This window comes from Terrabacter sp. LjRoot27, from assembly GCF_964254175.1.
Taxonomy (GTDB): domain Bacteria; phylum Actinomycetota; class Actinomycetes; order Actinomycetales; family Dermatophilaceae; genus Terrabacter.
The window spans coordinates 2,205,832-2,218,380 of sequence record NZ_CAXUSS020000001.1 but is presented as its reverse complement, the minus strand read 5'-3'; the positions used below and the strand labels follow the sequence as shown (position 1 = coordinate 2,218,380).

Here is a 12,549-nt window from a genome sequence, read left to right as displayed (position 1 = left end):
ACGCCTCCCGACTCCCCACGCCGCGAGGAGACGCTGGGGCGTCAGTAGACGTCGCGGGACGGCAACCGGTCTCCGCCATCCGCGCCCTTCAGAGCTGTTTGCGGACGCCGGCTTCATGGCTGAGCGAGGCGAGCTGGTCGCGCCGCGTGGCCGTCATGGTGTCTGCTCCCGCCCCGCGTCGTCCGAGAGGCATCACCGTCGTGTGCCGCACGTCCTCGAGCTCGAAGGCGATGGCGGCATACCCCGCGACGAGGGCGAGCGCCAGACCGACCCAGCCCGCGGCGGTGAGCCACGATGCTGAGCCGGTCAGCTGTCCGACGCCGGTCACGGCGAACCGGACGGCACTGAGGCCCATGACGGCCATGGCGGCCAGCTTGCCCGTCGCTGCTGCCGTGGGGACGACCATCGCCACGGCCGAGCACAGGAGCAGCACTCCGAGCGCCGGTGAGGTGGTGCCCGGTGAAGAGCCGAGCATCGTGAGTCCCACGGTCGCCCAGGTCCCCGCCAGGATGCCCATGCCCGTGCCTGCGACCGGGTCTCGCGCCATGAAGCCCAGGACGCAGACGATGGTCTGGAGCGGCGTGGTGAGCACGAGCAGCGAGAGCGCGACGACGTGCCCCTGAGCGGGCGCGAGGACGCCGAGCTGCAGCATCGCCGTTGACGTGGTGGCGACCATGAGCGCGAGGAACCCGAGCGGAAGGGGGTTGCCGATCGGTCGCACCACGACACGCGTCTCGACGCCGTGGGCATCGACGCCGTGAGACGTCGAGGTGCTCGTGCTCATACGACCAGCGCCTGGGTCGAGGACTCCTTGATCTTGGCATTCGCCCACGTGGCTTGGCGTTTCGTCTCCGACTGGCATCGCGTCGCGAGCTCCAGCAGCTCGTCATGGACGATGGCCTGCGCGGCCTGCCCCACCATCTCCCAGTCGGTCAGCACCCCGGAGGCGCGGAGGTAGACGTCGCGCAGATCGCGGACCATCGCGAGCTCTGTCTCGGCGGAACGTCCTCGGCGCTCGGACATCCACTGCCGTGCGTCGTCGACGAGCGTCGGCGTCCCGTCAGGCACGGGGTCAAGATCCTCGCCGAAAGCGGTTGCCATGGAGGCGATCTCGCGCACGTGGCGGGTTGACCACTCCGCGAGGTGTCGGCCCATTCGGTGCACCTCGTGATCGGCGCGGTGCTCGTCGGACAGCCGGAGAAGGGTCCGCGCGAGCTCGTTCTCGTCGTGGTGGAGGTCCCGCAGGACGGTTCCGATCCTCATCGCTGCGCTCCTTCCGCCGAGGCCACCCGCACGGGCGCTGAGGCCGTGTTGTCCGGGGCCGGCGACGGCGTGCCGTCGCCGTCAGCGACCTTGCGCACGGTGCAGGCGGCGGTCTTGAAGATGGGCTGCTTCGAGGCTGGGTCCCAGTCCGTCGCTGTCAGCTCGTTGGCGGCACGCCCGTGCTCCTCGGGTCGCCACCCCTCCGCCGTGTCCCAGTAGCCGTAGTGGAACGGCAGGAACACCACTCCGGGGCGTATGCCGCTCACGCGCACCCGTGCGCGCACCTCGCCCCGCGGCGTCGCGACCTCCGCCAGGTCGCCCTCCCGCAGCCCGAAAGTCTCGGCGTCGGACACCGAGACCTCGACCCAGACATCGGGCGCCGCGGACTGCAGCTCGGGCACGCGCCCGGTGCGGGTGCGGGTGTGGAAGTGGTAGACCGTCCGCCCGGTGATGAGCTGGAGCGGGTGCTGCTCGTCGGGCATCTCGTGCGGCGGTCGGTAGTCGGAGGCCTTGATGACCGCCCGACCGAACGGGTTGAGCGCGCGGTACTCCTGCTCCTCGACGGGCGCGCCGGTCTCGAGGTCGCGGCCGTAGGTCTCACAGTCGTCCGGTGACGCCCAGAAGGCACCACCGGCATACAACCGTTCCGTCCCGTCCGGCGCCTCGTCGGTGCAGGGCCACTGGATGCCGCTGCCTCCCCGGAGCTTCTCGTAGCTCAGACCGCTGTAGTCGCAGGGTCGCCCACGGCTGCACTCTCGCCAGGCGTCGAACGCCTCCTCGGGCGTCGACCACGAGACGAGCGGCTGGCCGTCCTTGTCCTGCAGGCCCATCCGGCGCGCGAAGTCGACGAAGATGTCGAGGTCGGACCGAGCCTCTCCGGGAGGGTCGACGGCCTTCTCCGACAGGTGCACCGTGCGGTCGGCATTCGTGAAGGCGCCGGTCTTCTCGCCCCAGGCTGCGGCCGGCAGGACCACGTCGGCGAGCTGCGCGGTCTCCGTGAGGAAGATGTCCTGGACGACGAGGAAGAGCCGCTCCTGGGAGAGGACGGAGCGCATGCGGGCCAGCTCCGGCATCGAGACGACGGGGTTGGTGCCCGAGACCCAGAGCATCCGGATGGAGCCGTCCTCGACGTAGCGCATGATCTGCATCGCGTGCGTGGGCGGCGTCGCGTGCGGGATCTGCTTGGACTCGACGTTCCACACCCGGGCCAGGTCCTCGACGTGGGACTGGTTGCTCCAGTTGCGGAAGCCGGCCATGTCACCGTCGGCGCCGCACTCTCGGGTGTTCTGCGCGGTCGGTTGGCCGTTCAACTGCAGGATCCCGCACCCGGGTCGGCCGATCATGCCTCGCAGCAGGTGGAGGTTGTTGACCTGCACCGCCGCGGCGGTCGCCTGGTGCGACTGGTAGAAGCCCTGCAGCACGGTCGAGAGGAGCGCCTCGGCTTCCCCGATGAGGCGGGCGGCGGTGCGGATGTCTGCCGCCGGCACGTCGCAGATCGTGCTGACGACCTCCGGCGTGTAGCGGGCGACGGTCTGCTCGAGATCGGCGTAGCCGACGGTGTGGGCGCTCAGCCACTCCTCGTCGACGTGGCCGTCGGCGATGACCTGGTGGAGCAGGGCGTTCATGAGCGCGACGTTGGTGCCCGGGCGTGGGGCGAGATGGACGGTCGCGGCTCCTGCCACGGGGGTCGTTCGCGGGTCGACACAGATCACCGCGGGCGGGTCGTCGCCGGCCAGCCGGTCGAGGATCCGCATCCACAGCACGGTCTGGGTCTCGGCGACGTTGTGGCCGAAGAGGGCGATGACGTCCGCATGGTCGACGTCCGTGTAGGAGCCCGGCTGTCCGTCGCTGCCGAAGGTCTCCTTGAGGGCCTCGGCCGCCGTCGCGGTGCAGAGGCGCGTGTTGCCGTCGACGTGGTTGGTGCGGATGCCACCGTGGGCCACGAGCGCCAGCGTGTAGTACTCCTCGAGGAAGAGCTGGCCGGTCGTGTAGAAGCCGATGGCGCTGGGTCCCTGTTCGTCGAGCAGCTGCTGCGTCCGACCGACGACGGCGTCCATCGCCTCGTCCCAGGAGCACTCGACGAGTCGGCCGTCCCGACGGACCAGAGGACGGGTGAGCCGGTCGGGTGACTGGATCGCCTGCCAGCCGTAGAGGTCCTTGGGACCCAGCCGTCCCCGGTTGACACGGTCGTCCGCGCGGCCGCGGACGCCGACCATCCGACCATCGCGGACGGCGACGTCGAAGGCGTCCCCGTTCGAGTGCAGCGTGGATGCCGTCTGCACCCAGCGGTCGACGTCGCCGGGGCCGACTCCTGACGCGAGGTGCGCGTCGACCCTGACCGGCCAGGCGCCACCGCGCGAGTAGGGCGTCCGGTCACCCCAGACGTCGACAATGCGGTCCTCGGTCGTCACAGGCGTCTCCTCGTCAACAGGCCGTCGGCGAGCGGCGAGCGGTTCAGGACCGTTGGCCCTTCGGCGGTCCCTTACCCAGCACGCGATGCCTGAGTCGGAGGTGCCGAGCGGGCGACGACCTGCGACGGCCGTCATTCCTCGGGCGACAAGACTTCCACCAGCGCGCGCGCCAGGACGAACACCGCCACGCCGGCGCGGGCCGCGGCGGCCTGGAGCCGTCTCTCGGCATCGTCCGGACTCAGGCCTCGAGCGCTCATGAGCAGCCCCACGGCGTGGTCGACGAAGGCCTGCCCCCGCAGACGCTCAGGGCTCTTGACGGCTTCCAGACGGGACTCGAACGACAGGTCCGCGTTGGTCACGGCACCCGGCGCCCAGGCACCGAAGAGCTCGGCCAGCACCTCGGTCTTGCCGTGGAAGGTCCCCGGCTCGGACCCGTAGAGGTTGACTCCCCCGGTCACGACGCCGCTGCGCCGGAAGGGCATCGACAGTGTGCTCCGGATCCCCGCGGCGGCCGTCGCCTGCGCGAAGAGCAACCACGTCGACTCGTCGAGGAGTCCGGCGGTGTCAGTGAGGATGATGTTGTCCTCGCGGATCGCCTCGACACACGGACCGTCGTCCACGTACTGCACTCCGTCGAGGGTGGCGATGCGGTAGTCGGAGGCGACGTAGGTCAGGACGAGGTCGTCCGTCAGCAGGGCCAGGCTCACGCCCACGAGCCCGGGCACGCTCTCGCGGGCCGTGGTCGTGAGCTCTTCCAGGTCCTGGCGCAGGTCCATGTCGCCGTAGCGCTCGAGCTCGACGAGCGCCTCGTGGGTCTCGGGTATCGGTTCCACCGTCTCTCCATCGACGTCCTGGTGCGGCCGCCCACCACGGACGGACCGAGCGGCCTCGCGCCACTCAACCCTCACGTGCCCGGACGAGCCGGGACCAAACACGGAGGGACCTCGGGTTCGTCGATGCCCACGGACGTGGGCGGCGTGCAGATGGGTACGGAACACCCGAGCCGGCAGGAAGGGCTCCACGATGATGACGACCACCTGGCGGTGACTCGGAAGACGAGGTCGCCGCCCTCGACCCCTCTCGACGGCGCCACACACGCTTCGGGACTGACGGGAGCCCACCCGATGAGTGACACGACGAGCGACCTCAGCGTCCCCGACCGCCTGCGCGGCGTGGCCGAGGACTTCGACCGCCTCGGCCGAGAGCTCGGCCGAGGCGACGCGAGGAACGCCTTCGGTGCCGTGACGCGTCTTGCCGTCGAGCGCGTGCCGCGGGCGCGAGCCGCGAGCATCACGACCCTGAGCCACAACCGTTTCGTCACCGCTGCTGCGTCGGACGACGTGGCCCGGCGGGCGGACGCGATGCAGTACGAGCTCGGATCCGGACCGTGCGTCGACGCCATCGTCGAGCACACCATCTACCAGCCGCAGGACCTGGCGTCCGACGAGCGGTGGCCCGAGTACGGTCGCCGCGTGGCGTCGGAGCTGGGTCTGCGCAGCATGCTGTCCTTCAGGATGAACCTCGAGTGGACCGACCTCGTGGCGGGACTCAACTTCTACGCGGACGAGCCCGGCGCGTTCGACGACGACGACCTCGCCGAGGGTCTGCTGCTCACGACGCACGCCGCGCAGGCCGTCCAGGCCGCCCACCTGCGCGACCGGGTCGACAACCTCGAACGCGCCTTGAGCTCCAACCGCGACATCGGCACCGCCGTGGGCGTGCTCGTCGCCCAGCACAAGCTCACCCGTGACCAGGCGTTCGACCTGCTGCGCATCGCCAGCCAGAACACCAACCGCAAGCTGCATGACGTCGCCCTCGACGTCATCGACACCGGGGCACTGGACGTCACCCCCCACGGCCACCCGTAGCAGTGGGAGCGGGCCACACGGCATACCACCGGCGTTCGTGACAGCGAGCGAGCCGGCACGACCCGGTCGGCCTCCAGGCGCTAGGCGGACTCGAAGCGGTGGAGCACCCTCGGCACGGCGCGGACCACGTCTCGGGCGAGGAACCCGGGCTGCAGGTCCAGCAGGAGCTCCCCCGCGCGGGCGTGCAGCCAGGCGGTCCAGACCGCCGCCTGCTCGGGTGCTGCTCCCCTGGCGAGCAGCCCGGCAGCCGCTCCGGCCTTGACGTCCCCTGACCCGGCCGTCGCGAGGGTCGAGGGCCCGGAGTCGCAGGACCACGACTCGGCGTCCGGACGGACGACGTACGAGACCTCTCCCCCACCGAGGACGACGGCGTCGGTGGTGTCAGCGACCGTGCGGACCGCGTCGAGCTCGTCCTCCGAGACGTCGTCCTCCTCCATCTCCAGGAGCGCTGCCAGCTCCGTCACGTTGGGGGTGAGCAGGACGCGCCCGGTCAGATGGCGTACTCCGTCGAGACGACCCGTGAGGTATGCCGTCCCGAGGGCATCAAGCACCAGCTGAGAGTCGAGGTGCGGAACGATCTGCGCAGCAAGGAGATTCGCGCTCTGCGGGTGACCGAGGCCTGGACCGAAGAGGACCACGTCTGCACCGGACGCGAGCTCGAGCACACGGTCGGCACCCGCGACGGCCAGATCGCCGTCATGCAGGACGGGCAGTCCCTCGACGAACGCCTCGGGCAGCGCGGCACCCACGGCTGCAGCGGTGTCGGCGGCCGTGGCCACCTGCACCTTGCCGGCCCCCACCCGCAGCGCAGCCTCGGCCGCGAGGAGGACCGCGCCCGGCGTCTGCCGGGACCCGCCCACGACCAGCACCGTGCCACGGTCGGACTTGTCGCCTCCGGGCTCTGGCAGTCGCCACCCCCGCAGGAGGCCGTCGTCCACGTGCACGGGACGCTCCTCGGTCACCGTGGCGTCCTTCCCTCGTGCGGAGCCATGGGTTCGGTCGCCGATGCCTCGTTGGTCTCCTCGACGGCAGCCTCCTCCAGATGGCGGGTGTCGGCGAAGGACTCGAGCTCCAACGCTCCTCCCGGGGTGCCTCGGTACCGCGTCAGCGAGCAGTTGGCGAGCGGCTGGGTCCGGTCCAGGTCGAGCAGGGTCGTCTCGTCGAGACCATCGAGCACGAGCCGGAAGCTCATGATGACGGCCTGGTGGGTGAAGACCCAGACGTTGCGGCCCGCGTGCGTCAGGGCGAGGTCGAGGAGCAGATGGCGCACCCGCAGCGCGACGTCGGTCCAGCTCTCCCCGCCGGGCGGACGGTAGTAGAACTTCCCCAGCCGTGACCTTCGCTCGGCCTCGTCGGGATGGCTGGCCCGGATGCCCGAACCGGTCAGTCCGTCGAAGACGCCGAGGTCACGCTCACGCAGCCGCTCGTCCCAGACGGGCTCCAGCCCGACCGCCGCCGCGACGACGCGTGCCGTGCTCGCCGCCCGCAGGTACGGCGAGCTGAGCACGACGTCGGGGCGGCGCGCCTCGGCTGTCGCGACGTGCTGGGCCAGCACCGTCGCCTGCCGCTCGCCCCGCTCGGACAGAGGGGTGTCGGGGTCGCGGGTGTCGAGGTCGAGACGGCCGGCGCCGGCACTGCGGGCTCGGGCATCCGCGACGTTGCCGACGCTTTCGCCGTGGCGGACCAGGACGAGCGTGTCCATCGTCGGCAGACGACCGGGCCCGCCGGCTCCGTTCAGCATCTCGGCTCGCCCGGGACGCGTCGCCGGGGACTCTGGGGGCCGGAGGGCGTGAGATGGCTCTGCATGCCCGACAGGTACCCGTGGCCGCGACCGCAAAACACCCCGACGACCGCGCCGGCGTACTCACCGGTGGGTGGACAGACCGCCTGCGTAGCACCCTGTCCAGCAGCGGGGCTCGCACGCGAAGCTGAACGCGGGGCTCAGGACGTGCGCCCTGCAGAGGACGGTCGGTCGAGCAGACCGGCCACGCCGCGCTGCTGCTCGCCGAGATAGGCGTCGAGCGTCAGCAGGACTGCCGTGGCCGCCGGCGTGGCCCACTGCAGCCATCTCATCCGCCTGGCGAGCCTGCGCGCCCGGTCCTGCGCAGCCGGATCCGTCTCGGAGCCCTCGAGCGCCTCCTCGAGCTCGGCGCCGGATCGGTAGGCCTCGGCACTGACGAGGATGGCGGTCCCCGTCAGCGCGGTCTTGAGGACGACGGCGACCGCCGTCGGGGGGTGCGCGACGACGCGGTGGCGGTTGTCGGCGAGGATGGCGATCCCGCTCAGCAGGTGCAGACCGATGGCGGCGCCCTGCACCGGCCCCCACCGCCGCCACCCCTCGTCGGCGACCTGGGCACGCTGGCGGGCGGCGTCAGCCCTGCGGGAAGCCGGGTCGAGCGCGATGGCCCCCGCCAGGGAGCCGCCGAACCACGCTGCGTTCGTGACGACGTGGGTGGCGCGGATGATGGTGCTGTATGCCGTCATGCTGAGTCCTGGTGGTCGTGCGCCGTGCGGCGCGATGCCGGTGAGACTGTGCCGTACCCGCTCAGGGCCTACGGACGCGTCCGGGTTCACGTCGGCGGGTACCCGTCCCCGGCGAGAACGCGTCCCCGGCGAGAACGCGCCCCGCACCCCGACGGCGCCGCCCCCCAGACCACAGGGGAGGATCGGAGGAGCGACGCCGCTGGTCACGGCCTACCCACCCCGGGCGGGCTCAGTCGCACATCTCCGGTCTCGTGCTCCGGCCGCTGCAGGCACCGCGGCCTCACGCGGTGATTGCCTCCGCCCCGTGCGACCTCGGTGGGCCCCTCCGAGGGGGCGCCCCGCTGCTGGGTATGTGCAGCCGGTGAGCCACCGCGCAGAGCCTTCCGCCACGCCGCCCGGACCCCTCCTGTGACCGGGGCGGTGCGCCTCGGGGACGGCGTGACGTCGCCGTCTCGCCTCGAGGTCCTCGTCGACGACCTCCGTGGTCGCCTCCGGGAGGGGCGCGACCCGGTGGCGACGACGGAGCTCGTGCGGGCCTGGCCCGACGCCTTCCCGCTGCCCGGCTCGGGCTCGACACGCACCCTGTGGGACTCGCTGGCGTCCGTCGCGGCGGTCGACCTGACGGCGGCCCGCACGCTCGAGCCGCACCTCGACGCGCTGGCGATCCTCGCGGAGGCCCACTCGGCCGGGCACACCGTCCCCGCGCCCGTGCCCGACGATGCGTCGTGGGGTGTCTTCGCCGCCGAGGGCCCCGGTGTCCGGCTCGAGGCCCGCGACGCCTCCGGCGACGCGCCCGGCACCGTCCGGCTCCACGGGACCAAGCCGTGGTGCTCGCTCGCCGGATCACTGTCACACGCCCTCGTCACCGCTTGGGACAGCGACACCACCAGACGGCTGTATGCCGTCCGCCTGGGCCCCTCGAACCGCGTGACCGTCCAGCCCTCGGCGTGGTTCGCCCGGGGTCTGACCGCCGTGCCCAGCGGTCCGGTCGACTTCGACGGCGCCGAGGCGGTCCCCGTCGGGCCGACGGGCTGGTACCTCGAGCGCCCCGGTTTCGCCTGGGGCGGCATGGGCGTGGCGGCCGTCTGGTACGGCGGTGCGGTGGGAGTGGCCCGCCGCCTGCTGCGCCGGGGACGCGAGCCCGACCAGATCGCGCAGATGCACGTGGGGGCCGTCGACGCCGGGCTCTGGGCGGCCCGGACCTGCCTCGCCGACGCGGCTTACCGGGTCGACGACGGCCGGGCGGCGGGCGAGGACGGCGCACTGCTCGCCCTGCGCGTGCGGCACGTCGTGTCCCGGGTCGCCGAGTCCGTCGTCGAGCGCGTCGGCCATGCGACCGGACCGGCACCCCTGGCGCTCGAGGACGACCACGCAGCGCGGGTCGCCGACCTGCAGCTCTACCTGAGGCAGGAGCACGCGGAGCGCGACGAGGCCGCCCTCGGTCGCCACGTCCTCGGCGGTCACGTCCACGACGCCGGGGGCGACATCCACGGCGACGGCGACACCGGCGGCGGACCGTGGTGACCGGCGCGCGGGCCTTCACGCATACCGAGTCGGGCACGGCAGAGACCGAGTGGAGCGAGCGACCCGAGTGGGGCGACCTCAGGTCGGCCGACGCGCTCCTGTCGGGGCGCCGTCGACTCGTCGTCGTCGCCGCCCACCCCGACGACGAGACGCTCGCCGCCGGCGGACTCATCGCTCTCGCCGCTCGAGCCGGGCTCGAGGTGACGGTCGTGCTGCTCACCGACGGCGAGGCGTCGCATCCCGGCTCCCCCACCCTGTCGAGCCACGACCTTGCCGGACTCAGGGTCGAGGAGTCCCGCGCGGCGCTGGCCCGACTCGCACCGTCCGCGACGATCGAGCGGCTCGGTCTCCCCGACGGCCACCTCGCCGTCCACGCCGACGAGACCGTCACGGGCCTCGTCGACGTCGTCGGCGAGCGCGGCGCCGACACCGTCGTCGTCGCGCCGTGGCGGCACGACGGCCACGCCGACCACGACGCGGCCGGTCGTGCTGCGGGCGTGGCGTGCCGGCGTACGGACGCGGAGCTGTGGGAGTACCCCGTGTGGCTGTGGCACTGGTGCGAGCCGGAGCAGGCCCCGTGGGCCGACCTCCACGCGCTCGCGCTCGACCCCGACGTGCTGGCCGCGAAGCAGGAGGCCGTGGCACTGCACCGCACGCAGGTCGCTCCGGTCTCAGAGCAGCCCGGAGACGAGGCCGTGCTCCACGGGGACATGCTCGCCCACTTCGCGCGCCCCTTCGAGGTCTTCCTCCGGCTGGACGTGCCCGCCGACGACAGCCTCGACGAGCTCCACGCCTCGTCCAGCGACCCGTGGCAGGTCCGGACGAGCTGGTACGAGCAGCGCAAGCGGGCGGTCACCCTGGCGGCCCTCCCCCACGAGCGGTACGGCTGCGCGCTGGAGGTCGGCGGGTCCGTCGGGGCCCTGGCGGAGGACCTCGCGACACGGTGTGACCAGCTCGTCGTCGTCGACGAGAGCGAAGCGGCTGTCGAGACCGCGCGGTCCTCGCTGCAGGGGGTCGGCAACGTGGAGGTCCTGCACGGCAGCGTCCCCGAGGACTGGCCCGACGGACCCTTCGACCTCGTCGTCGTCTCGGAGATCGGATACTTCCTCAGCCCCGCGCGACTGCGGCGGCTCGTCACGCGCGTCGACGCCTCCCTCACGGACGACGGCGCGGTCGTGCTGTGCCACTGGCGACACCCGGTGCGGGGCTGGCCCCTCGACGGCCCTCGGGTCCACGAGCTGTGGACCGGCACGTCCGCCCTGCCCGTCGTCGCCACCCACATCGAGGGCGACTTCCGGCTCGACGTGCTGTCGACGTCCTCGGCGCACCGGGCGGAGTCGCCGTGACGGCTCGCCTCCCCCGTCCGGTGACCCACGTGCACGTCGTCGTCCCGGCCAACGACGAGGAGGCGCTCCTGCCTCGTGCACTCGGCTCCCTCGACGACGCCGTTGCCGAGCTGCACCGGTCCCGGCCCGACGTCCGGGCACGCGTCGTCCTCGTGCTCGACGCCTGCGTCGACCGCTCGCGCGAGGTCGCCGCTCGGCACCGCGACGTCACCGTCGTCGAGGTCGACCGCCGGTGCGTCGGTGCGGCTCGTGCCCACGGCGTGGCCGTCGCCACGGCTCACGTCGCCGAACCGGACACCGGTCGTCACTGGCTGGCCGGCACGGATGCGGACTGCGCGGTACCGACCGACTGGCTCGTGCGCCAGGTCATGCTCGCCGACACCGGACTCGACCTCGTCACCGGCACCGTGCAGCCCGACGACGAGCTCGGCCCCGACGCCCTCGCCCGCTGGCACGCCCTGCACCAGCTGCGCGACGGTCACCCGCACGTCCACGGAGCCAACCTCGGCGTCCGGCTCTCGACCTACCGGGCGACCGGGGGCTTCGAGCCGCTCGCGGTCCATGAGGACGTGGGCCTCGTCGAACGCGTCCGGGCCTCCGGCGCCAGCTGTCTGGCCACCTCGTCCGTGCACGTGCGCACCTCGGGACGCACCCGGGGACGCACGCCCGGTGGCTTCGCCGACTACCTCGGGGCCCTGACCGCCCAGGGTTCGCTCACGGGCTGAGGAACGCCGCGGCAAGAGCCCGGCCCCGTGGGCTCCGTGACCCCCCAGCGGGCCGCCGCAGTGCCATCATGCACCTATGACCACGAACCGCCCCGACACCACGGTGGGCGCCACGTCCGGTCTGGGCGCCGCAACCGTCCTCACGACCCTGGCCCGCACCCTGGCCGAGACACCCGGAGTGCTGCCCACCCTCCACGAGATCGCCGCGGGTTCGGTCGACCTCGTGCCCTGCGACTGGGCCGCCGTCGCCGTCGCGGAGCACTTCACGCGCACACGGGCCCGACTGGCCGACTCGACCGACGAGGCGCTCATGGAGACGGTGGCCGAGGTCGCGGCCGAGGCGGGGCACAGTCCCGGTCTCGCCGCCTTCGAGGCCGGAGACGTCGTGCGGTGCGACGACCTCGCGCACGAGTGCAGGTTCACGGCATACGCCACGCAGCTCGTCGCACGCACACCCATCCGCGCGGTGCTGTCGGTCCCGCTGCGCCTCCACGGCGCCACCCTCGGCGTGCTCACCCTCTACAGCGCCCGGCCCCACTCGTTCGACGAGGCGTCGGTCGCGCGGGCGACTCTCGTCGCCGAGCACGCCGCCATCGCGGTCGAGGCGGCCCGCAGCGACGACCGCTCCGTCCAGCTGCAGTCGGCCCTGGAGCACAGCCGGACCATCGGCGCCGCGATCGGCATCCTCGTCGAGCGGCACCGCATCCTGCGCGACGAGGCCTTCCAGATGCTCCGCGAGGCGAGCCAGCACACCAACCGCAAGCTCGTGCAGGTGGCGGCCGACCTCCTCGCGACCGGAGCCCTGCCCGACGTGTGACCTTCACGCACGAAGCCGGACGACCGCCGTGGCGAACGGTCGGGGCCGACCCGTCCTGGCGTTGATGCTGAACGGGGCGGTGGTGGGTATGGCTGAAGAAGATCGTCGGCG

At 72.5% G+C, this 12,549-nt stretch carries 12 protein-coding genes; 5 read left to right on the top strand and 7 right to left on the bottom strand.

Annotated features, from left to right (window positions below; all coding sequences use genetic code 11):
• Positions 1-88: 88 nt before the first annotated feature.
• From ACSQ2D_RS10420 to ACSQ2D_RS10405, 4 genes are all read right to left on the bottom strand, one after another.
• Positions 89-784 carry a hypothetical protein gene (locus tag ACSQ2D_RS10420; RefSeq protein WP_435985879.1) on the bottom strand — a complete coding sequence of 232 codons (696 nt, stop codon included), beginning with the start codon at positions 782-784 and terminating at the stop codon, positions 89-91.
• Positions 781-1,263, bottom strand: coding sequence for a hypothetical protein (locus tag ACSQ2D_RS10415; RefSeq protein WP_435985878.1), 483 nt, complete (start codon positions 1,261-1,263; stop codon positions 781-783). The genes ACSQ2D_RS10420 and ACSQ2D_RS10415 overlap by 4 nt, the downstream gene beginning before the upstream one ends.
• A complete protein-coding gene (locus ACSQ2D_RS10410; RefSeq protein ID WP_435985877.1) occupies positions 1,260-3,674 on the bottom strand; it encodes a molybdopterin oxidoreductase family protein in 2,415 nt (804 codons plus the stop codon). Before ACSQ2D_RS10410 ends, ACSQ2D_RS10415 begins: the two co-directional genes overlap by 4 nt.
• Before the next feature lie 131 nt (positions 3,675-3,805).
• Positions 3,806-4,507 carry a GAF domain-containing protein gene (locus ACSQ2D_RS10405; protein WP_435985876.1) on the bottom strand — a complete coding sequence of 234 codons (702 nt, stop codon included), beginning with the start codon at positions 4,505-4,507 and terminating at the stop codon, positions 3,806-3,808.
• Positions 4,508-4,798: 291 nt separating this feature from the next.
• On the opposite strand from ACSQ2D_RS10405, the gene ACSQ2D_RS10400 reads away from it, so the two are divergent.
• Positions 4,799-5,542 carry a GAF and ANTAR domain-containing protein gene (locus ACSQ2D_RS10400; RefSeq protein ID WP_435985875.1) on the top strand — a complete coding sequence of 248 codons (744 nt, stop codon included), beginning with the start codon at positions 4,799-4,801 and terminating at the stop codon, positions 5,540-5,542.
• Positions 5,543-5,622: 80 nt separating this feature from the next.
• Here the strand turns inward: ACSQ2D_RS10400 and ACSQ2D_RS10395 are convergent, their stop codons facing one another.
• From ACSQ2D_RS10395 to ACSQ2D_RS10385, 3 genes are all read right to left on the bottom strand, one after another.
• Positions 5,623-6,504: an NAD(P)H-hydrate dehydratase gene (locus ACSQ2D_RS10395; protein ID WP_435985874.1), complete on the bottom strand. Its 882-nt coding sequence runs from the start codon at positions 6,502-6,504 to the stop codon at positions 5,623-5,625.
• Positions 6,501-7,244 (bottom strand): histidine phosphatase family protein, encoded by a 744-nt coding sequence (locus ACSQ2D_RS10390; RefSeq protein WP_435985873.1) that lies wholly within the window; start codon positions 7,242-7,244, stop codon positions 6,501-6,503. The genes ACSQ2D_RS10395 and ACSQ2D_RS10390 overlap by 4 nt, the downstream gene beginning before the upstream one ends.
• Positions 7,245-7,483: 239 nt before the next feature.
• Positions 7,484-8,026 carry a hypothetical protein gene (locus tag ACSQ2D_RS10385; protein WP_435985872.1) on the bottom strand — a complete coding sequence of 181 codons (543 nt, stop codon included), beginning with the start codon at positions 8,024-8,026 and terminating at the stop codon, positions 7,484-7,486.
• Between the two features lie 438 nt (positions 8,027-8,464).
• Here ACSQ2D_RS10385 and ACSQ2D_RS10380 point away from each other — a divergent pair, with 438 nt between their 5' ends.
• From ACSQ2D_RS10380 to ACSQ2D_RS10365, 4 genes are all read left to right on the top strand, one after another.
• On the top strand, positions 8,465-9,550 hold the full coding sequence (locus ACSQ2D_RS10380; protein ID WP_435985871.1) for an acyl-CoA dehydrogenase: 1,086 nt from the start codon (positions 8,465-8,467) through the stop codon (positions 9,548-9,550).
• Complete coding sequence (locus ACSQ2D_RS10375) at positions 9,544-10,896, top strand: PIG-L family deacetylase (protein ID WP_435985870.1); 1,353 nt, start codon at positions 9,544-9,546, stop codon at positions 10,894-10,896. The genes ACSQ2D_RS10380 and ACSQ2D_RS10375 overlap by 7 nt, the downstream gene beginning before the upstream one ends.
• A complete protein-coding gene (locus ACSQ2D_RS10370; RefSeq protein WP_435985869.1) occupies positions 10,893-11,621 on the top strand; it encodes a glycosyltransferase in 729 nt (242 codons plus the stop codon). Before ACSQ2D_RS10375 ends, ACSQ2D_RS10370 begins: the two co-directional genes overlap by 4 nt.
• A gap of 76 nt (positions 11,622-11,697) precedes the next feature.
• Complete coding sequence (locus ACSQ2D_RS10365; protein ID WP_435985868.1) at positions 11,698-12,438, top strand: GAF and ANTAR domain-containing protein; 741 nt, start codon at positions 11,698-11,700, stop codon at positions 12,436-12,438.
• Positions 12,439-12,549 lie beyond the last annotated feature (111 nt).

Bases quoted from the DNA above. Each gene is read 5' to 3' on its own strand.
- ACSQ2D_RS10390 (WP_435985873.1), bottom strand. From the start codon at position 7,244: ATGGACACGCTCGTCCTGGTCCGCCACGGCGAAAGCGTCGGCAACGTC.
- ACSQ2D_RS10420 (WP_435985879.1), bottom strand. From the start codon at position 784: ATGAGCACGAGCACCTCGACGTCTCACGGCGTCGATGCCCACGGCGTC.
- ACSQ2D_RS10365 (WP_435985868.1), top strand. From the start codon at position 11,698: ATGACCACGAACCGCCCCGACACCACGGTGGGCGCCACGTCCGGTCTG.
- ACSQ2D_RS10385 (WP_435985872.1), bottom strand. From the start codon at position 8,026: ATGACGGCATACAGCACCATCATCCGCGCCACCCACGTCGTCACGAAC.
- ACSQ2D_RS10415 (WP_435985878.1), bottom strand. From the start codon at position 1,263: ATGAGGATCGGAACCGTCCTGCGGGACCTCCACCACGACGAGAACGAG.
- ACSQ2D_RS10400 (WP_435985875.1), top strand. From the start codon at position 4,799: ATGAGTGACACGACGAGCGACCTCAGCGTCCCCGACCGCCTGCGCGGC.